This window comes from Novosphingobium sp. JCM 18896, assembly GCF_025938095.1.
Taxonomy (GTDB): domain Bacteria; phylum Pseudomonadota; class Alphaproteobacteria; order Sphingomonadales; family Sphingomonadaceae; genus Novosphingobium.
This window is the reverse complement of the sequence record NZ_JAPCZF010000009.1, coordinates 77,069-99,235: the sequence shown is the minus strand read 5'-3', so window position 1 is coordinate 99,235 and position 22,167 is coordinate 77,069. Positions and strand designations below refer to the sequence as shown.

The following is a 22,167-nucleotide window of genomic DNA, read 5'->3' as shown; positions in this document are numbered from 1 at the left end:
GGCCCAGATTGTCATCAGCAGGAAGGAGACGGCGTCAGGCCGCGAGAACCTCGCCTTCCTCCTGGTCGACCGTGTCACTAACGGTATCGCTGCTGCCGGGGTCTTCGTCGGTCGTGCTGTCGTCAGCGAGCACGCCACTCACGTTCGGATCTTCATCGGACGTGTGGCCATCGCCGCTTCCCTCAAGACCGTGGGCCTCGTCGATGTCCTCCGCTTCCACATCGCCCGGGGCATCACAATCGAACCGCATCGCGGCGGGAACCCACGCGAGCGCTCGTTCCTTGATGGCGTCCTCGACAATGACCTCGCCAGCGAAGAGCTTGGCGCAGCTTTCCGAAATCTCGGTCTTCTTCGAGGCCGCATAGCGGTTGGACAATTCCGCGCCGCCGACGTCCTTCAGCAGGTCGAGGATGCTACCCTTGCTGATGCGGTCGAAGTAATTCTCCGAGGTCGGGCGCCACATCGCGGCAGGTTCGATCTCGAGAAGCTGGCCGAGCTGCGCGTGGATGGGGTTGTAGCCCGAAGCATAGCCCATTTTGGCCTCGATCGAGGTGGCGACACTATAGGCAACCCAGGCGCCCTTGGCCTCGTCGCCGAGATCACGGAATGCCATGAACCGGTCGACCACACTCTTGTGCTCGCCCCAGGCCCGGTCGAGAGCCTCGTAGGCGCCAGCGATGATCTCGTCGGCCATGCCCTTGGGCACCGCATCAGCCGACACCGGATCCTGCGGCCGACCGGCTTTGATCGTCGTCCCGCGGTTGTCGTAGCTATGCAGGATGCCGTCGGCGAGCGCGAAGATCGCGTAGTCGAGCGCCAGGCCGGGATCGCCCAGCAGCGAGGCGGCGAGAATGTTGCGGCGCTGGACCGACAGTTCGTCGAACAGGCGAGCGCTGTAAGCCTTGCCGCCGGGGGCCGTGGCCTCGGGCGCCGAAGGTTTGGTCGCGACCGGGCTCGATCCCGTCGGCGTCTGGAAGCTTCCGCCGGTGACCTTGCCTTCCTCGTCGCGCTCTATGCGCAGCTGCTTCTCGCTGAAGAAGTCGGCCTCGAGCACCATCTCGCCCTTGGTCGTGATGATCAGGAAGCGGCCCACTTCAGACTTCCATTCCTCGGGAAGTTCGGCCGTCGGATTGGAAAGCTCCTGCATTTCCTCGTCGAGGCGGTCGTACTCGGCGTTGAGGGCGACGGCCTCGTCGGATTCCTCATCGAGCCCGTCGACCTCGCTGCAGATCGCCTCGATGCGCTGTTCGATTTCATCGATCCGAGCGACCGCGGTCTCAGTCAACGGCGCCGGCGGGAGAGTAACCCGGTGCAGATCCATATCACGCGCGGCCTGCCAGCTCGACGTGTTGGCAACGGGCCAGATCGTGCCGAGACCGGTCTCTTCAGACAAGCTCGCGGCTTCAGCCTCGAGCTTGGCAGCGGCGAGCTGTTGCAGGATCTCGAGATCGGTCCAACGATCGTCCGCAGCTTCGGTGAAGAGGTCCCGTTCGATGCGGCCACCAGCAGCGGTGTACGCCTCTTCGCCGACCAGTAGCGCGATCGGATCGTTGCCCCGGGTCGAACCGTTGGCAATCAAACGGCGGACGTAGTCCGGGTTCTCTCCGTGATACCGCGCCTGCTCATAGACCCGGAGCTGAACCGCGTGCTGATCGGTCGACGCGTAGGCCTTGGCCATCTCGAGCGAGAGATTGCCGCTGGCCAATGCCTCGAAGATCGGTTCGGCAAGCGTCGCGAGGCGGAGCCGGCCTTCGACAAAACGACGCGTCAGACCGAACCGCTTCGCCACGCCAGCGATATCACCGCCATTGCCAAGGAAGTGATGAAACGCGCGGCATTCCTGCGCCGGCGTCATCTTGAGCTGATGGAAGTTAGCCGCCAGCGAGGTCTCCGACAGCGTCGCATCGTCTCCCTTGAGGACGAGGACCGAGACGTCAAAGCTATCCGCGGCGATTTCGCCGCGTTCGGCCATCAGGTTCAGCGCGCGAAGCCGACGCCCGCCGTCGAACACCGCGAAGGTGCCGCGGGGCTTGGCCGGCGTAACCAGCAGGTTTTGCAGAACGCCGCGCGCACCGATGTCGGCCGCCATCTGTTCGATGAAGAGTTCGCCATCAGTGCGCACGTTGTTTTCGGAGAGGACGAGCTTGGCAAGTTTGACAGTCTGGATCATGGGGATTTCCTTCTGAAGCCCCGATCTTCTGCCGGAGCACCCTCCCCTTCCCCCTCCCCTCCTTCTTCAGCCCTCCTTGAGGATCGACGCGAGAATCGCGTCTGCCTGGGCCACGGGCACGAAGATCCTGGTCTTGAACTGAATGATCTCGGTGAAGCACCCGAGCGACTTCAACCAAGCGAGCTGCGAGTAGAGTTCGCCGACGAGCTCGATCCGCTGCTCACCATTCACCAGGCTCTTCCGGATCGTCATGGGGCAGGGTCGATCGACCACCGCCGAGCCCTTCTGGGCGAGCGCAGTCATGATCGCTTTGGGCGAAGCCTGGAATTCGCTGGCCACCCCGAATTTGGCGAGCACGCCGGCAACATCGCTCTCGTCAACCAGGCGGCCGAGCCAGCTGTTCCCCTCGCCGTCGACCACCCGGCGAACGGCAATGTAGTCGTGCGGGAGAGAGTTCCAGATGGGCAAAAGCAAGCCGGTCGCGAGATGGATCGTATCGACCTCGGTCTTGGCAGCCGCTTCCTCGACCTCGGCCGCCCACAGGCGCGCGAAGGTATCGGTATCCGTGGTCTCCCATGCGCTTTCAGCGAGATCTGCGGCGATCTTGTACTCGTGACGGGTCGGCCGCGTCAGGATCACCCGCTGGATGAGTTCGCCGCTGTCTTCCATCAGCGACCGAGCTCGTTCGGCGAAAGCGACCCGGCCCGACTTCGTGTTGAGCATGAACTGCGGCTTGTCGGTTCGCTCGGCGATCGCGAGTATTCGTTCGAGCGTTGTCGGCCGCACAGCACGCTCGATTTCGATCGACAGCAGATGCGAAGTCGCGCCGGTACGCGCATCGGTCCGGAGGACAACGTCGCCCACGACCCGGGCTTTGTCGGCCGCGATCGTCTCGACGCCGACATCAAGTGTGCCGGCCTCGCGCGCTGCCGCAACCCGTGCCTCGACCAGGCCCAGGAACTCCTCGAAGATCGCGTTCTGCATCCCGATCGGTAGCGCCAGGATCCGGTTGAGCCACCGAGTGATTGGCGGAAGATCTTCAACGATGCAGCCGTCATCTGTCGTGATCTTCAGCCCAGACCGGCTTTCGAAATCGAGCAGCGTCGTGCTCTGGAGCTTGCCCGTATGAAGCAGGCCGAACCAGGTCACGAGCGCGGCCCTGGCATATTCGCTTTCGAGATTGTCGGCCGGGTCGAACAGGTTCTGGCCGCCAGTCTGCCGCTGGCCTCGCGTCAGCGCGCCCAGGCTGTCGAGACGGCGAGCAATGGTGCTGGTGAAGCGCAGTTCGCCTTTGCAGTCGGTCGTGCAGGGGCGGAACAGCGGCGTTGTCGCCTGATGGGTACGGTGCGTTCGGCCCAGACCCTGGATCGCGCGATCGGCGCGCCACCCGGGTTCGAGCAGGATGTGAACGCGGCGCTGCTGGTTCTTGGCGTCGAGGCTCGCATGATACGAACGGCCGGTGCCGCCGGCGTCGCTGAAAACCAGAATGCGCTTCTCGCCGGCCATGAACATGGCGGCCTCGGATTGATTGGTGCGGGCCGAACGACTTTCGAGCCGCTGTCGCCCATCGGATAGCGAGACCAGGCGCTTGGACCGGCCGGTGACCTCGGCGACGGATTCGGTGCCGTAGTGCTCGAGTAGCGCGTCGAGCGCGGTCTTGATCGGCGGCATCACGCAGATCCGCTCCATGAGATCCTGCTTCGCTCGAAGGGCGACCTGGTTGTGCACGGGCTGTCCGGCCTCGGTGAACATCGGCCGCGAGTACTCCTTGCCGGTGTCGTCGGTGAAAGTCTGCATCTGCTGGGTCGGGAATGCCCGCTCGAGATACTCCATGATGTATTCGCGTGGGGACAGGTCAACTTCGAGCCGGGCGCGCTCCTCCGGGCTGAGGCCGTCGAGCCGCCGATTGAGGATGCTCTCAGCCGTGGTCACGAGCTGGACCACGACCGACTGCCCCCCGGCGATATGACTGTCGATCGCGTCGATGACGGTGGGAAGCTTCATCGACAGCAGCACTTGGTTGAAGAACCGCTGTTTGCAGGATTCGAACCGCGAGCGCGCCGCAGCCTTGGCCCCGCTGTTGAGCGTGCCGCCGCCAATGTCGTCGACCACACCTGTGATCGCGAGCGCTTCCTCCAGATTGCGATGGATCACCGCCCACGCATCTGCATAGGCGTCGTAGATTCCGATCTGATCTGGGCGAAGTTCGTGCTTGAGGATGTCGTATTCGACGCCAGCGAAGCTCAGCGCGCGGGCTTGATATAGGCCCAGGGCCTTTAGATCGCGTGAGACGAGCTCCATCGCCGCGATCCCGCCCGCGCGGATCTCCGTGATGAAAGTCTCGCGATTGGCGAATGACGTCCCCGGCCCCCAAAGGCCAAGCCGGACGGCATAAGCCAGGTTGTTGACGTCCGACGCCCCCGTCGCCGAAGCATATAGCACCCGAGCGCCGGGTAGATGATTTTGGAGCAGCACACCGGCGATGCCTTGCTGCGATCCGGCCGTCTTGCCGAGAGCCCCCTCCCCGCCAGCGACCCCGCCCATCTCATGGCTTTCATCGAAGGCTATGACGCCCTCGTAATTTTCGCCGGCCCATTCGAGGATCTGGCGCAGCCGAGACGCGTCCTGCCGCTGACTGCGCAGGGTCGGGAAGGTCACGAACAGGATGCCCTGTGCGAGCGTGATCGGCTCGTCGATCTTCCAGGCCGAGAGCGGTTGGACGTCGGCCGACATACCGCCCAGCGCCTGCCAGTCACGGCGAGCGTCTTCCAGCAGCGCCTCGTTCTTTGAAACCCAGATGTTTCTCTTACGGCCGTTGACCCAGTTATCGAGAATGCAGCCGGCGACCTGACGGCCCTTGCCCGCCCCGGTACCATCGCCGAGGAAGTAGCCCTTGCGATATTCCCGACCGTCCTCCGAGGGGATCAGGCCGACGCCTTCCTTGTCGGGGACGAAGCGGCCCGGCAGGAATTGGGTCCATGCGCTCCCCGCATAAACGATCGTTTCGAGCTGGGCCTCGGACAGACGCTTTTCGGTAACAATTCGCTCGTGAAGCCTTGGCTCGTAATTGGGTACCGGCGCGGGGATAGAGCCCATCGCGACGGATTCGACGAGATCGGTCGGATGCTGGCCGGCCTCGTGGAAATCGATGCGGCTCGGCCGATAGGGCAGATAGACCCCCGCTTGCTCGCCGAGAGGTCGAGGTACTTGGAGGGCAGTGAAGCGGACGGGAAGGACATCGTTGCGCTTCGGAGCGGGAATCGCCGCCGGCACCGTCTTCTTGGTCGCGCGCATTGCCTTGAAAAGGCTCGGCCGCGCGACTGCGGTCGCGGTAGCCGGTCGAACCGGGGAGGCGCTGCAGCGCGGCACTATCGTCACCGCCTCAAGGAGCTGCGCCACTGAATCCCGTGCGACGATTGTCGAGCGCCCGAGGCCAGGCTTCTTGTCGACGACGTAGATGCGCACCGCGACGCTCGTGCCCTGCTTCTGGTAGCATTTGTCGAGCCGGTAGGATCCGATCACGCTGCAGCCGGTGAACGTTGCCTCATAGGACTGCCCCATGCTGGCGCTGCTAGTGAACCAGTCGGGCATTACTGCAACGAGCCGCCCGCCCTGCGCGAGGCGAGAAAGCGCGGAGCGCAAGTGCCGGACCGCCGCGAATTGATCGACGCCCCTCCCCTCTGAGCGCGAGAACGGTGGGTTCATCAGGATGAGCGTGGGCGCAAAGTCTGGCGCCAGCGTCGCGGCGAGCAGAGCTGCGTCATGACCGGTGATGGTCGCTCCAGGAAAAAGGAGCTTGAGCGCGTCCCGTCGTTTCGGATCGAGCTCATTGAGGTGGAGGTCTTTGACCTCCGGCAACATGGCGACAAGGCTGCCATGCCCGGCGCTTGGCTCGAGCACGATGTCGGTGGCCCTCACTTGCGCAAGCAAGACCACCAATCCTGCTATATCGAGCGGTGTCGAGAACTGCTGATATCGGATTTGGTCCTCGCTGCGGACCGTTTGGGTTGGCAGCGCTGCAACAAGATCCGACAACGCGTGAATGTCCTGGGCGCATGTCACTCGCGGAAGACCGAGGGCGTGGCGGGTTAGGCCTTGCTCGAGCAGTTCGAAGGTGTCGCGCTGGGTCCAGCAGCCGTTGGCGTTGGTCCCACCGAACAACGTCTCGGCTTCAAGGTTTAGCACCTTGCGGTTGATGGTCCCGCTGGCGATGTGCCCGGCGATGCGATCGATCGCGGCGTTTTGCGCGCTACTGGTGTAGGTGAGAAGGTCGGTCACTGCGAGGCTCCTGATGCTGACGATGCCAGCACCAGGCCCTCCCCCTCCCCTTTACCGTTTCAGGTTGGCCTCGGCCCAATCCTCGAAGGGATGGGGAGTCTTGCGGATGAGCTGCAGCTTCTTGTGCTGATAGGTAGCCCATGCGCGACGAGCCCCTGCCCTGCCCGCACCGTTGTTATCCTCGGCGATGACGAGCTCCTCGATGTTTTCGGGAAGCGCCAGCAGGTGAAGTCGCTCTGCGCCAAGCGAGGCCCAGCAGACAATTCCGTGCATCGCCGTGAACGCCGCGGCGTCCTCCATGCCCTCGGCGATCGCCAGCTTGCGCCCGCCATTGAGGCTTGGTCGCCAGGCACCCTGCCCCGGCCTTCCGAGCATGACTTTCTCGGTCCGATAGGCGGTGGCCGGATCGAGGAATATACGCTGGACTGCTGTGAGCTGCAGACGGTCTCGAACCGCTACCAGCAAGGCCGGCTTGAACTCGGTATGCGGCTTGGGCTTATGAGGACAGCGCGGATGAAACCGGAGGTCCTCAAGGTCGGCCGGCAACCTGCGTATCGATAGGTACTGCTCAGCGAGGGTTCCAGCGATGGGCTGGCCTTGGTCCCAGATCTTGCTGACGTTGCCGCTTCCCGTTGGCTGGCGGTATTCGGGCATGGGCGTCCCCACCGCAGGCTTCACCCGGCGAAGTTCGCGCAACACATCCTCGGACTGACAGCCAGCGAAGCAATGGACGATGATCCCACGATCGCCCTGCCGCAGGGACAGGCTCGGTTTTGCATCGGCGTGTGCGGGGCAAAGGCACATAGCGTAGTTGCCGTGCCAAATACCGCGGAGGGCGCCGACGAGGTCCACCAGCTCTTGGGAGGGTCTATTAGCCTTGAGCGTCATGGTCGTTCCTTTCCGACCAAACCCCTCCCTCTTGCCTTTGTTCGGTTTGGTTGCCTGTTTTGGCACCGTGTGTGCCGGCTTTTCCATCTACCAAGAACCATCTCTAAAAACGCCGCTGCTTGCAGCGGAAGGATTCGTGATTCAAAAGGATTCAGATTCAGAGCCTAAAAAACGAAGCGATATTAATGTGATAGAACGGTTATCCTGACTTGGCGGGGGATTTTGCCTGTCCTTGTGGGGGCAGTTTCCTGACCTAGTGGGGGGCCTTACCTGACCGAGCGGGGGCCATCCTGACCTTTTGGGGGAGGTCGAGTGCGGGACCATTCTGAGGTGAATTTGTCCCTCCAGAATTCTAGAGGGAGGGTTTTAGCGCAGCAAAACGCCATAGCTGGCTATGCTGTGCGACTCGCCTGCATTGCTGCCCATCTGCCGCACGCTAGGCATTTTCTATCCTGACCAATTGGGGGATACACAGCCTTTCTATCCTGACCTGACTTGACGAAACAGGTCAGGTCAGGCAGCCACTAACGGCGATGTACCCGATTCTGATCGGATTATGGCATGGATGACCAAGCCGACGAAATAGCTGAAACAGCTGAGCCAGCTCGTGGTGACGAAGCTCCGGGTCGGGCAATGCGCGTTGCTGCGGCTTTAAAAGCCAAGGGGGGCGATGAATTCGCGAAACCCGGCAGCATCATCGAAGTTAAATTCGTAAAGGGCGAGTCCCTTAGTCTCACCGCATCGCGCCTTTTGGCCTTGATGATTCTGACCGCAGGCGGCGATGCCTGGGAAGACCGTCCACACCGGATGCGCAAAGCCGATATCCGCCGCGGTCACAAGGGCAACGAGCGTATCAGTGACATGCTCGAGGAGCTTCATCGAACCTTGTTCGCCGTAGATGACAAATCTTGGCGCGGGAAGAAGGCCACCACACGTTTTTCGCTGATCTCTCGATCACGCGAGGAGAGTGAAGAAGACGGTGAGGCTGGCTGGATTGAATGGGAATTCACGCCCGACGCTCGCCGTCTCATCCAGGCGTCTGAAACGTATGCAGTACTAAATCGCCAAGCCGTCCTTGGGTTCAGATCAAGTTATGCGCTCAAGCTTTATGAGCTTGGGGCACTGCGCTTGCATCGCCGGCATTCCACCTGGAAGGGTGATATGGCAAGCCTTCGGGCGGCGCTCGGAATTCCGCCAGAGGTTTATACTGACTTCGCTCAGCTTCGCCGAAAGGTGCTTGAGAAGGCAAAGGCGGAGATCGACCAGCTCGCCCATTTCAAAGTTGAATGGAGCGAGATCCGCAAGGGAAGGACGGTCACCGAGCTTGAGTTTCGTTTCGAGCCCAAGGGCGCCCCCGACGTACTTGATACAGTCGACGAATTGGACCGGCATTCGTCGGGGCGAAAGGCTCGGAGAGACGGGACAGTCGAGGATGTTGCAGTTGCCCAGTCAGCGCGCGCGCTTCCCGGAGCTGCGACTAAAAGTGTGATCAAGCCGGAAGATAGAACCTTCCCCAGAGGCTCGATCAGCTTCGGAGCAAATGACCTGCTCGAGATTGGGCGTCAGTTCGGTGGGGGCTGGGATGTCAACATGATCGCTGACGCTTATCGCGACCACATGGGAGATCGTCTCGAGAGGCTTCGTGGCGCCAAAATGATCGCATCTTGGAGAGGATTTTGTGAAGGATGGGTCATCCGCAGGGGGCGTCCACAGTAAAAATTGCACGCGTGCAATTCTGCCTCCCCCATTGAGTCAGGATAAGCCGCAATCGGGCCAAAAACTGGGTCTCAAGCTGTTCGCACTTTCGCAATTCGTGAATTTCTTGACCAAAAAGCGCAAGTTGAGGTACCACCTTCGCGATTGCGAAAGGTGGGCATGTGTCTAACGGTCTCGATATTGAAGAAGCCGAGCGTCTTGTGTCGGTGGCGACGCTTGCAAATCGGACATCGTCGGTTCTCGAAAAGCTGAGAGATTCTGCCCGCAATGCGCGAGCAGATGACCGCCGCGAACCTACGTTCACAATCAGCAAGGCGGCAGAGCTGGTAAACAGGACGCCTGCGGCAATTCGCGATGCGGAGAAAGACGGCCGCCTACCGGAGCCGTTGCGTACCGACAAAAACCGACGCGAACGGTACACGTTGGCACAGCTGAACGACATGCGCGGTGTCTTCGGGACGAGACCCTATCGAGCCCCAGGCGATCCTTGCTGTGTCGTTGCAGTCCAGAACTTCAAGGGTGGAGTTGGCAAGTCGACTGTAGCAGTCCATCTGGCACAGTACCTCGCGATCCGAGGGTACCGAGTTGCCCTTGTAGACTGTGACAGCCAGGCCTCTGCGACGACGCTTTTTGGCTATGTGCCTGACCTCGACCTAGATGAGGAAGACACGTTGTATCCTTTCCTCCGAGAGGATGAGAGGACTTCGCTCGACTATGCGCTCCGCAAGACACACTTCGACGGTCTTGAGCTAATCCCCGCGAATCTACGTCTCTTCAATTCTGAGTATGAGCTCGCCGCGCGGATGGCGAGGGGAGGGTTCGACGCGCTGCTTAACCGACTGAAAGTCGGGATCGACAGCATCGCCGACCGCTTTGATGTTATTGTAATGGACCCGCCGCCAGCACTGGGAGCAATCTCATTGTCTGTGCTTCGTGCCGCCAATGCGCTGGTAGTTCCGGTCCCGCCCACCGTGATGGATTTTTCATCTACTGCAGCCTTCTTGTCGATGCTCGACGAGACAATTGAGCAGCTCGCTGAACGCGAGATGGCGCCAGAGCTTCAATTCCTGCGCTTCGTCGGCTCCAAAGTCGATGAAAACAAGTCGATGCAGAAGGAGCTCTTGCAGCTGATGCGGACCCTGTTCGGCCACGCTATGGTTCGAACCCCGCTCAAGGATTCTGCGGAGATCGATAACGCGACCGCACGTTTAATGACTGTCTACGAGTTGGACGGTCCAGCAACGAGTTCAGCCGTTCGCAATCGCTGCCTCGGATATTTAGACGGGGTCAACGCGGAAATCGAAGTCGATATCCGGTCGATGTGGCCGAGCCATCAAGCGGCATTGCGCAAGGCAGCTCTGGCTTAAGTTGGTCAAATTGCACGCGTGCAATTTAGGTGTGAGGATGCTGGGATGACCAGAAAGAACAGCGGTTTTGCAGCGGATCTAGCGGCAGGAATCGATCTGTCTGAGGAGCAGGCTCCGCAGCGGCGAACGGGCATTGCTTCAAACGTTTTGACCGGTCGCTCGAACAGGCTCGCTGATCTCGCTTCCGGCGCAGTAATTAACCGCATGCAGGAGTTGGTGGACCCTGCTCGCTGCCGAATGTGGGAGGGGCACAACCGCGACTATCAACTGCTCACCGAAGAGCGCTGTGCCGATTTGATCGATAGTATCAAGGCTCAGGGGCGCCAGGAGATGCCCGCCATCGTTCGTCGTGTCTCGGGCGAACCCGACTATGACTTCGAGGTCATTTGCGGAGCGCGGCGGCATTGGACGATCAGCTGGCTCCGGTCACACAACTATCCGGATTTCAAGTTCCTCATCGACATTCGAGATATTGGCGATGAAGAGGCATTCCGCCTTGCTGACATTGAGAACCGCGCGCGTGACGATCTCTCGGACCTGGAGCGGGCGAGGGACTACCTCCGTGCGCTCGACCTGTACTACGGGGGGCGACAGAAGACGATGGCGGAGCGACTGAACGTGACCGAGAGTTGGCTTACACGCTATCTCGATCTCGCGCGGTTGCCCGAGGAATTGACACGAGCTTTTCCTAACCTTCAGGATTTAGGGGTCCGAAACGGCATCGCGCTGAAGGGCCTGTTGAAACCGGAGGAACGTAAAGCGAGGGCTTTCGCTGAAGCTGGGCGGATAGCCGAGGCGCGGAAGGCCGGGGCGCCCGTCCAGACGGTCGTTGATATCATCAAGACGCTGACTCTCGCGGTAGACCCCCCCAAGAAGTCAGGATCCCCCAAGAAGTCAGGAAGGGGTGAAACGATCACCAGTGAAGGGGGCAGGCCTGTCCTCAGGATCGAGGGATCTGATCGCAAGGGGGTCCGGCTTACACTGCTCCATAAAGGTGGTGCATCTCGCATCGAAGCAGAGTTGGCTCTGAAGGCGATCCTTGACCAGCACTGGTCGTGAGCGTCCACGTGGTTGAGCTCGGCGGAATGACGAGGTCGTGCCGCGAAAAGGCGCGATAAGACGGGCCACAAGCCCGAAAGAGTGGATTGATGCTCGCCGAAAACCCAGGGAGCTCTAAAAATGCGTTTTAAGGGGTGCTACAGCGTTTTCGTCGGGTCTCTAGTACGATGCCCCTGCCAAGGTCAGTTTCGGCCCTGTACGGCCCTTTAAATCGACGTCTAAAATTGAGCTTATAAATCAACAATTTGGGTCAGGTTTTGCCCCAGATCGTAGGATGTCACGCCGTGCGTGCCAGCAAAGCGTCGATTTTCGCCATCTCATGATCGAATGCATCGAACACCGCAGCGAGCTCACGATCGCGGGGGAGGGGAGCGGCCTCCTTGACTGGTCGCCCCCGCTTCGGCGCTACAAACCCAAACTCCGCGGCAAGATCCGGCGTCAGGAACAGGCGCCAGGTTTTTCGCGCGGTAATCTCGACCAGCAGCTCCGCGGCCCGCGCGCGCTCGAGCAGCTTGCTCGCGCCGGCGAGGCTCAGACCCAGATCGCTTGCCACCAACTGCGGCGACACCAGCGGGCGATGCTGGGTCAGCGCGAGGAGGGCGGGCAGGGCGCCAGGACGGTACGCGGCGGTGATCGCGCGCTGGGCATCGCGGTAGAGCCGCTCGAGCGCATCGAGCCGCGCGAGCCCGGCGTTAGCCTTTGCCTCTAAATCCCGGATTGCCGCGAGCCAATCGGCATCCTGCGGCGTCTTCTTGAGCCGGAAGGCTTTCACCCCGCCAACGAGGCAGGGGAGGGGAGTGCTCGCCAGTTTCAGATCGCGCAGCGCAAACGGGAGGCCGAGCCAGGGGATCGGGCTGCCATCGACGCGCGCGTGCTGGCGCACGCGGTCGAGCGCGCGGATGAGGGTGGGGTGCTCGGCGGCGCCGGCGGGCTCGCCGATCGCAAGCGGGAGCGCGTCGCGCCAGGCGAGGGGATCGCTCTCGGCGAGCGCGGCCTGCCACGGCGCGAAGTCGGCGTAGAGGTCGAGATGCGTGGTGGGCTGCGCGCGGCCGGGCAATTTGAGCCCGCAGCCCCAGGAAAATGCGTCGATTTCATCAAGCTCGACCTGCTGCAGCTGAAGCGCCTTGGCGTAGCCACTCCAGGCGGCGCGCCGGACCCAAGCCGCGCGTACCGAACTCGCGCAAATACGGGCATCAAGCCGTGCAATCGCTGCGCTGCAGCTGGCGATCGCGTTGACCATTTGCGGCGTGTAAGCCGGACCGAACTGGGGTGAGGGCAGCGGCGCAGACACGTCCCAAACTTAACCCAACAGCACTCTCAGTCAACTCAGCCGATAGGATTGTAAATGTGGATATTCGATAATTGCAGTTATCACATAAGCATGTTTGACGCCCCTTTATAAGGTGCGCTACAGGTGGCGCTGAGGCGGACAAGGGGGAAGTGTTTGGAAAAGACGGTTTTCTGGTCCTGGCAAAGCGACCTCGATGCGCGCGTCACGCGCGAGGTCATCCGCTATGCGCTCGACGCCGCCATCACGCTGCTCGCGGCCGATGTCGAGGAAGCCGAGCGGCCGAGCCTGACGTCGGACACGCAAGGGGTGGCCGGCACGCCCGATATTGTCGCGACGATCCTGCGCAAGATCGACGAGGCCGCCGTCTTCGTCGGCGACGTCACGCCGATCGCGGTGTCGGCGAGCGGCAAGGCCTGCGCCAACCCAAACGTCCTCCTCGAAATGGGCTATGCCAACCGGGCGCTGACCGACACCCGCGTGATCCAGGTCTGGAACACGGCTTTCGACGGGGCCACGCTCGACAAGCTGCCGTTCGATATGCGGGGGCGGCGGGGGCCGATCGGCTTCCATTTGCCGGTTGGCGCGGTGACCACCGAGCTGCGCCGCGTGCGCGGCGACCTTGCCAAGCAGCTCGCGGTCGCGCTCAGACTCTCGCTAGGCCAGCTGCCCTCGCCGCCGCCTGAAGCGGTGCATTGGCAGCCGCATTTCGCTGGGGATCCTGACCTTTGGTTCGACCGGGCCGAACCGCAACTCGTGACGAACCCGGCGCACGGCACGAGCAAGTTCGTCTGGATGGACCAGTTTCCGGGCTACGCGCGGCTTATCCCGTCAAAGTGGCAAGCAAAGGCGGGCGCCAAGCAGTCGCTGGCCAATCATCCCGGGCATCCGGCGCTGCTCGCGCGCGCCAACTCCTTGAGTTACGGGATCAGTCGCGGCGGAACCTCGGTCTACTGGCCCGGCACCGAGGAGAATCGGGTCAATCCGACCTTGGCGGTCACCCAGTGGTTCGAGAACACCGGCGAATTCTGGGGGGTGGGTGGTGGCTTCCTGTTCGAGCGGGAAGGGCGAGTACGGCTCGCCACCGGCTATTTCTTCCACCACTGGCTGGAATTTCTGAAGCGCAACACGGCGCTGGCGCTCGCGCATGGCGGGTCGCTGCCGATCCACGTCCGGCTCGGGGTCAATGGCCTCGCGGGAAGTTGGTGGCCGCAGGGACGCTTCGATTTTGGCGACGAGGGCTATGCTGCCGTCGAAGAGAGCTACGAGTATCAGGCCACCCTGACCTCGGTTGCCCCTGAGGCGCTCCAGCAGGCGGCGGTCGACGCTTTTAACGGTCTGGCCGCGGTCTACGGGGTCGAGCCGCACAGCTACGACCACATTGTCGCGCTCTCCAGATGACCGGGGAGGATTCTCTTCGCGTGCCGATCGATGATCAGGCGGCGCATTCGGTCGACCTGGCCTGGGAAGTCACCAAGCTTGGCGCCGGGCAGACGATCACGGTCAACAAGGCGCTCATCGACGCCTATCAGGCCGCGTCGTCACCGCACAGCATCCGCGCCCTCAAATCAGACCTCGAAGCCTTCGATCTGTGGTGCCGCAAGATCAAGCGACCGGCGTTGCCGGCGACGCCCGAGCTGGTCGCGGATTATCTCGACGCGCGGGCAGGGCAGGGGGCGAGGCCAGCCTCGCTCAGCCGCTACAAGGCGTCGATCGCCAAGATCCATCAATTGCTCGATCTCAAGGATCCGACCCAGACCGAACTGGTCAAGCTGCGGCTCCGCGCAATCCGGCGCGACAAGGGCAGCGCGCAGGCGCAGGCGCGGCCGCTGCGGTTCAAGGGGCCGGTGCGCGACGTCGCACACGATAGCCCACGCGGATTGAACGTGCGGGCGCTGCTCGAGGCCTGCGCGGACGATCTGCCGGGCCTCCGCGATCGCGCGCTGTTGTCGGTCGCCTATGACACCGGTCTGCGCGCCTCCGAACTCGTCGCGATCGACCTGAAGCACATCGTCGACGCGCTCGATCCCGAAGCGCGGCTGTTGACCATTCCGCGCAGCAAGGGCGACCCCGAAGGGGAGGGGGCGACCGCCTTCCTGTCGCCGCGCTCGGTGCGGGCGATCGCGGCGTGGACGGCTGCGTCCAGGATCGACGCGGGGCCGCTGTTCCGACGGGTGCAGGTGCGCCGCTACAAGGCGCGGGCGGCGGTCAAGGGAAGGCGGATCGAGACCATTTCCGGGCGCGAGACCTGGGACTTGCGCAAGACGCTGTCTCGGCCCGCGATCCCGGCGCGGACCGAATATGATGTCGGCGCGGCGGCGCTGCATCCTGGCTCGATCGGACCGATCTGGCGGTCGATCATCCGACGGGCGTTCGATCGTGGCGCTCTGGGCGATCTCACCGCCGACGACTTGGCGCGGCTGCTCAAGGGTATCAGCGCGCATTCGACGCGGGTCGGCCTCAACCAGGACCTTTTCGCCAGCGGCGAGGATTTGGCGGGCATCATGGATGCGCTGCGCTGGAAAAGCCCGCGCATGCCGCTCGCGTACAACCGCAACCTCGCCGCCGAGTCCGGCGCGGTTGGCCGGCTCGCAGCAAAGCTCAAGTGAGGCGCACTACGAGGGGATGCCGCCGGCGAGCGGCACCCCCTCTTCGTTATTGATGCGCGGCGTCAGCAGCCAGCGGGTCCTTCGCCGGCGGTGTCGGTGTCTCCCGGCGTCCAAACCTGGCGTAGAGCGTCGGTAACACGAACAGCGTGAGAAGCGTTGCGGAAAGCAGTCCGCCGATCACCACCGTCGCGAGCGGCTTCTGCACCTCCGCGCCAGGCCCTGTCGCGAGCGCCATAGGCACAAAACCCAGCGATGCGACGAGCGCGGTCATCACCACGGGGCGGAGGCGGGCGAGCGCCCCTTCGTGCGCGGCTCGCGCCCGTGCCATACCGCGCGCCATCAGATCCTGAATCGATGTCACCATCACCAGGCCATTCAGCACCGCGATGCCGGAAAGAGCGATGAAGCCGACGGCAGCCGAGATGGAGAAGGGCATGCCGCGCAGCGCGAGCGCCAATACCCCGCCCACCAGTGCAAGTGGTACGCCGGTAAAGACGATCGCCGCCTCTCTAACGCTGCCAAGCGCGCCATAGAGCAGTAGCAGGATCAGCGCGAAACAGGCAGGGATCACGAGCAGAAGCCGATCGCGCGCTGAGGCCAAATTTTCGAACTGACCGCCCCATTCGAGATAGGTGCCTGCCGGCAGTCGAACATCGCTTGCGATTTTCTCCTGCGCGTCGGTCACCACGCTCGCAACATCCCGGCCGCGCACATTCGCTTGGACCACAATGCGTCGCTTGCCATTGTCGCGGCTGATCTGATTGGGACCATCAACAACCGCGATGGTCGCAACGCTGCCGAGCGGAACAAAGGCTCCAGTCGGCGTCGGCACCGGCACTTGGCCCAAGGTCTCGAGATTGGCGCGTGCCTCTTCTCCCAATCGGATCGTCACGGCAAAACGCCGGTCGCCCTCAAAGATCATACCTGCGTCGCGCCCACCAACGGCCGCTGCGAGCGTGTCTTGAAGCGCTCGCGCGGTGATGCCGAACCGCGCCATCGCGTCGCGATTGGGCGTGACGTCTAGCATGGGAAGCCCCTCGGTTTGTTCGACGCGGACATCGGTCGCTCCCTCGACTTTCCGCAGCACGGCGGCGATGCGGTTGGCCGTTTCTCCCATCTGTTCGAAGTCGTCACCGAACACTTTCACCGCAAGGTCACTGCGGACGCCTGCGATCAGCTCGTTGAACCGCATCTGGATCGGCTGAGTGATCTCGTAGGCATTGCCGGGAAGCTGCGAGAGCCGCTGCTCAAGACGTTCAACCAATTCGGACTTCGCAAGGTGCGGATCGGGCCAGTCGCTGCGGGGCTTCAGGATCACGAACGTGTCCGAAACGTTCGTTGGCATCGGGTCCGAGGCAAGTTCGGCAGTGCCGGTCCTTGAAAATACGAACCGCACCTCCGGCTCGCGCGCGATCGCTCTCTCGATCTCGATCTGCATCGCCTGGCTCTGGTCAACCGAAGTACCGGGCACGCGAAAGGCTTGGATCAGCACGTCGCCTTCGTCGAGTTGTGGCAGGAATTCCTGTCCAAGCGTCGCGAAGCTGCCGATCGCCACGACAAACGCGGCGATGCCGATTCCCAGCGTGCGACTGGGCCGCCGCATGGCTGCGTTAAGACCCGGCTCGTAGCGGGTCTTGAGCCAGCTCATGACACGCCCTTCCTTTTCCTCGACAGGCTTTGAAAGCCAGATACCGAGCATGGCAGGCACGAACGTGAGCGAGAGGATGAAGGCGAAGACGAGGGCTAGGATCACAGTCAGCGCCATCGGCGTGAAGGTTTTTCCCTCGACCCCGCTCAGCGTCAGCAGCGGCACATAGACCAGGATGATGATCGCCTGGCCATAGACCGAAGGCCGGATCATTTCTCGAGCAGAGGCGGCGACCGTCGAGAGCCGTTCCTCAATATCAAGGGTGCGCCCCTTGTGATGTTGGCGTTCAGCGATCCGTCGAAGGGTGTTTTCGACGATGATCACCGCGCCATCGACGATGAGGCCGAAGTCGAGCGCTCCGAGGCTCATGAGGTTGGCCGAAACACCGCCTCGCAGCATCCCGAAGCTGGTGAGCAGCATCGTGATGGGAATGACGAGTGCCGCGATCAATGCCGCACGAAAGTTTCCAAGCAGGACGAAGAGGACGACAATGACGAGGAGTGCACCCTCTGTGAGGTTTTTCACGACCGTCTTGATCGTTGAATTCACCAAGGCCGTTCGATCGAGAACCGGCTGTACGACGACGTCGTTCGGCAAGGAGGCATTGATCTCCTGAAGCCGGGCGTTGACGCTTGAGGCCACCGTCCGGCTGTTTTCACCGATGCGCATGACGGCGGTGCCGACCACCACTTCCCTGCCATTTTCGGACGCGGAACCCATCCGCAGAGCCTGCCCGGAACGAACGGTCGCGACCTGATTCAGGAGGATCGGTATCCCTTCCTTGGTGGCGATGACGGTTCGGCCGAGTTCGTCGGCATTGAGCAGACGGCCGTCGGAACGAACGGCCAGTCCCTCGCCGTTGCGGTTGATCACACCTGCGCCGACCGAGCTGTTATTCTCTTCGAGCGCAGTCGCGAGGTCGCTGAGGCTGAGGTCCAAGGCTGCCAAGCGCTGTAGGTCTGGGACAACCTGGTACTGTTTCACATAGCCGCCGATTGAGTCGATCCCGGCCAATCCTGGCGTGTTCTTCAGGAGCGGTGAGACGATCCAGTCCTGGACGGTCCGCAGATAGGTTGCCTGATCGGCCTGGCTGACAAGCCGCTCGCCCTCGGGCGTTATGTAGCTGCCGTCGGGTTGGATGCCGGGCTCACCGGGCGCGTGGCGATCCTCCTTGCGATGTGCGAGATGGACCGTCCACATCAGCACGTCACCGAGACCCGTGGCGATCGGCCCCATTTCCGGCGTGACCCCCTCGGGGAGGCTCTCCTCGGCGCTGCGCAGCCGTTCTGCCACCTGGGCCCGTGCGAAATATATGTCCGTGGAATCGGAAAAGACCGCCGTCACTTGTGCGAAACCGTTTCGACTCAGCGACCTTGTATACTCAAGGCCCGGCACGCCGGCGAGCGCCGTCTCGATCGGGAACGCCACCTGTTTTTCGACGAGCTCGGGCGAGAGGGCAGGTGCCCGGACATTCACCTGCACTTGGTTGTTGGTGATATCGGGGACGGCATCGATCGGCAGGCGGGAGAGTGCCCAACCCCCGATGATCACGCCGATGACGGTCACGAGCAGCACAAACCAGCGCCGCTCGACCGAAAAGGTCACAATGCGCTCGATCATGGCTTAATCCTCGTCGACCGCTTCGCTCTTTCCGAGCTCGGCCTTGAGAGTGAAGCTGTTGGCGACGGCGATTTGCTCGCGTCCCGAAAGGCCTGACAGGATCGTCACGGCGTTGCCGCTGGGTTGCCCGAGGGCAACTGGAATCGCCTTGAAGCCCTGCGGAACACGAACAAAAACCGATGGTTTTCCTTCGACCGTCTGCACGGCGTCGGCGGGCACCATAATGCCCGAGGAGCTGCTTGCCACCGAGATTGCCGCCGTCACCGGCTCGCCGATCCGCCACTGGCCCGCCCGGTTGTCGATGAGGGCTATGACAGGCACGAGGCGGGTGCCTTCGTCGAGGATTGGCGAGACAAAGCTCACACGCGCAGTCGTTCGGCGCCCAGGCGCCGTGATCTCGACGGTTGAACCCGGTCGCACACGGCCGGCATCGGCCGGCGACAGCGACAGGTTGACCGAGACTTGGGAGAGATTGGCGACCCGATAAAGTTCGGCATCGGCTGCCACGGTCTGCCCCAGGGTCACGCTTCGTGCGATGACTTGGCCGCTAATGGGTGATCCGATGCCGAGACGGTTGAGACCGCCGCCGCCACCCCCCGCTGCAGAGACCTGCTGCTGGGCCAAGCGCAGAGCGATGTTGGCCTCCGTTGCTGCCGTACGTGCGGCGATCAGATCCTGTTCGGGCGACACGCGTTCGGCAAACAGGCGTTGCTCGCGTCTCAAGTTGGATTGTGCGAGCGCCAGACGGGCACGCGCAGCTTCCACCTCGGCCTTGAGCGAGGCGGCCTCACGGCTTTCGACGATGGCGAGCGTTTCGCCGCGTCGCACGTCTTGTCCGAGATTCCGGGTCAGCGCGACGACTTTCCCGCCGATGGCAGCGGAAACGACTTGCATACCCTGGGGATCGCCTTCGACGGTTGCAGGCAGCGTGATCGCGCCCGTGCCGCCGCGGGAGGGAAGCGCGACCTCAATTCGCGCCGCGGCGACCTGCTGGGGCGTGAGTCGGATCAGACCCTCTTCGCCCGCGTGGCCTTCTTCCTTTTCCGCCTTCTCCTGCTCGGCGGGCTGGCTACCGCATCCGGCCACGACCAGTGCGAGCACGAGGGGCGCGATGGCCCGCTGCGTGAAGTTCATCGATTGTCTCCCTGATCGGGCGCGCGGGCGGTCAGCCGCTCCAGCTGCGCTTGTGCGTTGTGATAGGCGAGCAGCGCATCGATGGCGGTTGCGCGCGTCTCGGATAGGACGCGCTCCGCATCGAGCAGATCGAGCTGGCTGAACTTCCCCTCCCTATAGCCAATCCGGGCGATGCGCGCTGCCTCCTCGGCAGCCTCAAGGGCAGGCCCGGTCGCGGTCGCGGCGCTCGTTGCAGCGTTAGCGGCATCCGCCTGTGCCTCGGCGATTGCTTGCGCAACGTCCTGTGCCGTCACCCGCTTTTGTGCTTCGGCGCGCAGTTGCTCTGCACCCGCTTGCTCGAGCGCTGCCTTGCCGCTGTTGAAGAAAGGAAGCGGCACCGACAGGCTGAAGACCGCTGCGGTGTCATTCGTCTCCTCGAGACGGCGAGCGCCTGCACCCAGCGTGAGATCTGGGACGCGCTGCGCGCGTGCAAGGCGCATTTGGGCGGTTGCCGTGGCAAGGTCGGCATTGGCCGCAGCCAGCGAGAGTGTACCGGCAGCATCAGGGGGCCGCAGCGGTCCATATCGGCTGTCGACGCTATTGAACCAGGAGCCGTCGAGTGGCGCCAGGATGGTTTGGCCTATCCGCTGGCTGAGCGTGAAGCGGGCGACCTCGGCAGACCGTTCCGAGCGCTCCAGGGCGGCCGCGGCATTGATCCGCGTGACATCGGCGCGCTGAACTTCAAGCGGTGACGCGCGTCCGGCGCGGACACGGACATCGGCGGCACGAAGACCCTCGTTCGCAATCCTGAACTGCTCGCGGGCGTTGACGAGGCGACGTTCCGAGGCAGCGGCCTCTGCATAGGCGCGCGTTACCGCGAATCGGAGATCCGCCTGAGCAATAGCGCGCTCAATTCCCGCACGATCGCGCTGGGCATCTGCGACTGCTACGCGCGCGGATCGTTTGCCGCCGAGTTCGATTGGCAGTTGGAGAGAGGTCGTTGCCTCCATGCTCTGGGTCCCCGAATAGGGCCCAGTCCCCGCGACATTCTCCGCCTCGATATTGATCGTGGGGTTTGGCCTGAGGCCGGCGATGGTTCGAGCCGCTTCAGCCGCTCGAAGGCCCGCCGATGCTGCCTCAAGCGCTGGCGCTGACGCGCCTGCAAGGTCGAGTGCGCGCGACAACGTCAAGGGCGGTTGTGTTTCTGCGGAAGGCGGCGTCTGCGCCTGGGCGCTGAAAGCGTACGGCGCTGCGACCACAAGGGCCGCTAACAGTCGATTCATGTCTTGGAACTCCTGTGATGGCTGAGGGGCGCGATAATCGGTGGCGCCCCAGCGGCTATCATCAGGCTTTTGGGGGTCTCAGCTCTGCGCTGCGTGGCGCAGCCGTGAGTGCCTTCGCCGTATGAATGAACATGTCTGGCGGGCTGGCCCGAGCGATTGGGAGATCGCGGGTCGCAGGAAGGGCGGCAAGATGGTGCCCATGACAGCCACAATGGTTGTGGTGGCAGGCCTTCTTTGGATCTGCCGGCAGCGATCTTCCCTCTTCGGCACCATCTTCAGCCGCGATGGTTGGAGAAGTCGCGGAGCAGTCGATCGACGCCACGGCGTGGGCAAAGGATCCGGTCCCGAGGGACAGAATGAAGGCCAAGCAGGCGAGGACGATGAGCAGCCGGACCATTCTCGCCTTCACCCCTTGCTGGCCGCACGCGCAGTAAGGAGTTCGGTCCGGCTTGGCCCCTTTGAAACCCTTAGCTCGGTGATGGACTGCTGCAAGATCTGCGCACCACCCCACAGCCCGAGCGCCGCCATAATTCCAGCCACGATTATATCGGGCAGCGCCGAGCCGGTGCCGAACACGCCCAAAGCGGCCAGCATCACCGCAATGTTGCCGATCGCGTCGTTTCGCGAGCAAATCCATACCGAGCGCATGTTCGCGTCGCCCTCACGGAAGCGATACAAGATGAGCGCGACACCGCCATTGGCGAGCAGAGCGACAAAACCGACCGCGCCCATCACCTCGGCATGGGGAACGGTGCCATGTGAGAGTGCCCAGATCGCGTTTAGCAGCACATAGAGGCCGAATGCGAAGATAGTCGCGCCCTTGACGAAAGCTGCGCGAGCGCGCCAGGCAAGAGCAAGGCCCGCTACGCCAAGGCTGATCGCATAGTTGGCGGCATCACCAAGAAAATCGAGGGCATCGGCTTGGAGTGCTCTCGATCCTCCCATGATGCCGGCGGCCAGTTCGGCGGCAAACATGAGCCCATTGACGGCCAGCGCGATCCACAACGCGCGCCGCCAGGCGGGGCTGTTTGTGGGGCCGCCTTTGTCGGCGGCACAGCTGGAACATGCCATTGGTCGGGCTCTCGTATTCTTAGAACGGCTCGCTATATGCACCCTGTAGCAACTATA

Annotated in this window: 14 protein-coding genes; 6 read left to right on the top strand and 8 right to left on the bottom strand. The window is 62.8% G+C overall.

What is annotated here, in order from left to right; all coding sequences use genetic code 11:
* Positions 1-34: 34 nt before the first annotated feature.
* The 3 genes from OLX23_RS22905 to OLX23_RS22895 all read right to left on the bottom strand — a co-directional run bounded on the left by OLX23_RS22905 (position 35) and on the right by OLX23_RS22895 (position 7,336).
* A complete protein-coding gene (locus OLX23_RS22905) occupies positions 35-2,170 on the bottom strand; it encodes a ParB/RepB/Spo0J family partition protein (RefSeq protein WP_264447569.1) in 2,136 nt (711 codons plus the stop codon).
* A 66-nt stretch (positions 2,171-2,236) separates the two neighbouring features.
* The gene (locus OLX23_RS22900; RefSeq protein WP_264447568.1) at positions 2,237-6,448 is read right to left on the bottom strand and encodes a strawberry notch-like NTP hydrolase domain-containing protein; all 4,212 of its coding nucleotides are present in this window, start codon (positions 6,446-6,448) and stop codon (positions 2,237-2,239) included.
* Positions 6,449-6,499: 51 nt separating this feature from the next.
* Positions 6,500-7,336: a toprim domain-containing protein gene (locus OLX23_RS22895; protein ID WP_264447567.1), complete on the bottom strand. Its 837-nt coding sequence runs from the start codon at positions 7,334-7,336 to the stop codon at positions 6,500-6,502.
* Between OLX23_RS22895 and OLX23_RS22890 the strand changes: the two genes are divergently transcribed.
* The 4 genes from OLX23_RS22890 to OLX23_RS22875 all read left to right on the top strand — a co-directional run bounded on the left by OLX23_RS22890 (position 7,326) and on the right by OLX23_RS22875 (position 11,478).
* The gene (locus OLX23_RS22890) at positions 7,326-7,544 is read left to right on the top strand and encodes a hypothetical protein (protein WP_264447566.1); all 219 of its coding nucleotides are present in this window, start codon (positions 7,326-7,328) and stop codon (positions 7,542-7,544) included. The genes OLX23_RS22895 and OLX23_RS22890 overlap by 11 nt on opposite strands.
* Positions 7,545-7,969: 425 nt before the next feature.
* Positions 7,970-9,052, top strand: coding sequence for a replication initiation protein (locus OLX23_RS22885; protein WP_413629928.1), 1,083 nt, complete (start codon positions 7,970-7,972; stop codon positions 9,050-9,052).
* Between the two features lie 161 nt (positions 9,053-9,213).
* Positions 9,214-10,419 carry an AAA family ATPase gene (locus tag OLX23_RS22880; protein ID WP_264447563.1) on the top strand — a complete coding sequence of 402 codons (1,206 nt, stop codon included), beginning with the start codon at positions 9,214-9,216 and terminating at the stop codon, positions 10,417-10,419.
* 45 nt (positions 10,420-10,464) lie between these two features.
* A complete protein-coding gene (locus tag OLX23_RS22875; RefSeq protein WP_264447562.1) occupies positions 10,465-11,478 on the top strand; it encodes a ParB/RepB/Spo0J family partition protein in 1,014 nt (337 codons plus the stop codon).
* A 277-nt stretch (positions 11,479-11,755) separates the two neighbouring features.
* Here the strand turns inward: OLX23_RS22875 and OLX23_RS22870 are convergent, their stop codons facing one another.
* Entirely contained in the window at positions 11,756-12,769 is a 1,014-nt protein-coding gene (locus tag OLX23_RS22870; RefSeq protein ID WP_319641342.1) for a hypothetical protein, read from the bottom strand.
* Positions 12,770-12,922: 153 nt separating this feature from the next.
* On the opposite strand from OLX23_RS22870, the gene OLX23_RS22865 reads away from it, so the two are divergent.
* Positions 12,923-14,167 (top strand): hypothetical protein, encoded by a 1,245-nt coding sequence (locus OLX23_RS22865; protein WP_264447560.1) that lies wholly within the window; start codon positions 12,923-12,925, stop codon positions 14,165-14,167.
* Positions 14,164-15,375, top strand: a complete 1,212-nt coding sequence (locus OLX23_RS22860) for a tyrosine-type recombinase/integrase (RefSeq protein WP_413629926.1) — start codon at positions 14,164-14,166, stop codon at positions 15,373-15,375. Before OLX23_RS22865 ends, OLX23_RS22860 begins: the two co-directional genes overlap by 4 nt.
* Before the next feature lie 46 nt (positions 15,376-15,421).
* Here OLX23_RS22860 and OLX23_RS22855 read toward each other — a convergent pair whose 3' ends face one another.
* The 4 genes from OLX23_RS22855 to OLX23_RS22840 form a co-directional block, all read right to left on the bottom strand.
* Positions 15,422-18,643, bottom strand: a complete 3,222-nt coding sequence (locus OLX23_RS22855) for an efflux RND transporter permease subunit (protein WP_264447557.1) — start codon at positions 18,641-18,643, stop codon at positions 15,422-15,424.
* A gap of 3 nt (positions 18,644-18,646) precedes the next feature.
* Positions 18,647-19,777: an efflux RND transporter periplasmic adaptor subunit gene (locus tag OLX23_RS22850; protein WP_264447556.1), complete on the bottom strand. Its 1,131-nt coding sequence runs from the start codon at positions 19,775-19,777 to the stop codon at positions 18,647-18,649.
* Positions 19,774-21,039 (bottom strand): TolC family protein, encoded by a 1,266-nt coding sequence (locus tag OLX23_RS22845; RefSeq protein ID WP_056383951.1) that lies wholly within the window; start codon positions 21,037-21,039, stop codon positions 19,774-19,776. Before OLX23_RS22845 ends, OLX23_RS22850 begins: the two co-directional genes overlap by 4 nt.
* Positions 21,040-21,444: 405 nt before the next feature.
* Positions 21,445-22,110 carry a cation transporter gene (locus OLX23_RS22840; protein ID WP_089221186.1) on the bottom strand — a complete coding sequence of 222 codons (666 nt, stop codon included), beginning with the start codon at positions 22,108-22,110 and terminating at the stop codon, positions 21,445-21,447.
* Positions 22,111-22,167: the final 57 nt, after the last annotated feature.

Coding starts and splice junctions, on each gene's coding strand:
- OLX23_RS22905 (WP_264447569.1), bottom strand. CDS start 2,170: ATGATCCAGACTGTCAAACTTGCCAAGCTCGTCCTCTCCGAAAACAAC.
- OLX23_RS22895 (WP_264447567.1), bottom strand. CDS start 7,336: ATGACGCTCAAGGCTAATAGACCCTCCCAAGAGCTGGTGGACCTCGTC.
- OLX23_RS22885 (WP_413629928.1), top strand. CDS start 7,970: ATGCGCGTTGCTGCGGCTTTAAAAGCCAAGGGGGGCGATGAATTCGCG.
- OLX23_RS22875 (WP_264447562.1), top strand. CDS start 10,465: ATGACCAGAAAGAACAGCGGTTTTGCAGCGGATCTAGCGGCAGGAATC.
- OLX23_RS22860 (WP_413629926.1), top strand. CDS start 14,164: ATGACCGGGGAGGATTCTCTTCGCGTGCCGATCGATGATCAGGCGGCG.
- OLX23_RS22855 (WP_264447557.1), bottom strand. CDS start 18,643: ATGATCGAGCGCATTGTGACCTTTTCGGTCGAGCGGCGCTGGTTTGTG.
- OLX23_RS22850 (WP_264447556.1), bottom strand. CDS start 19,777: ATGAACTTCACGCAGCGGGCCATCGCGCCCCTCGTGCTCGCACTGGTC.
- OLX23_RS22845 (WP_056383951.1), bottom strand. CDS start 21,039: ATGAATCGACTGTTAGCGGCCCTTGTGGTCGCAGCGCCGTACGCTTTC.
- OLX23_RS22840 (WP_089221186.1), bottom strand. CDS start 22,110: ATGGCATGTTCCAGCTGTGCCGCCGACAAAGGCGGCCCCACAAACAGC.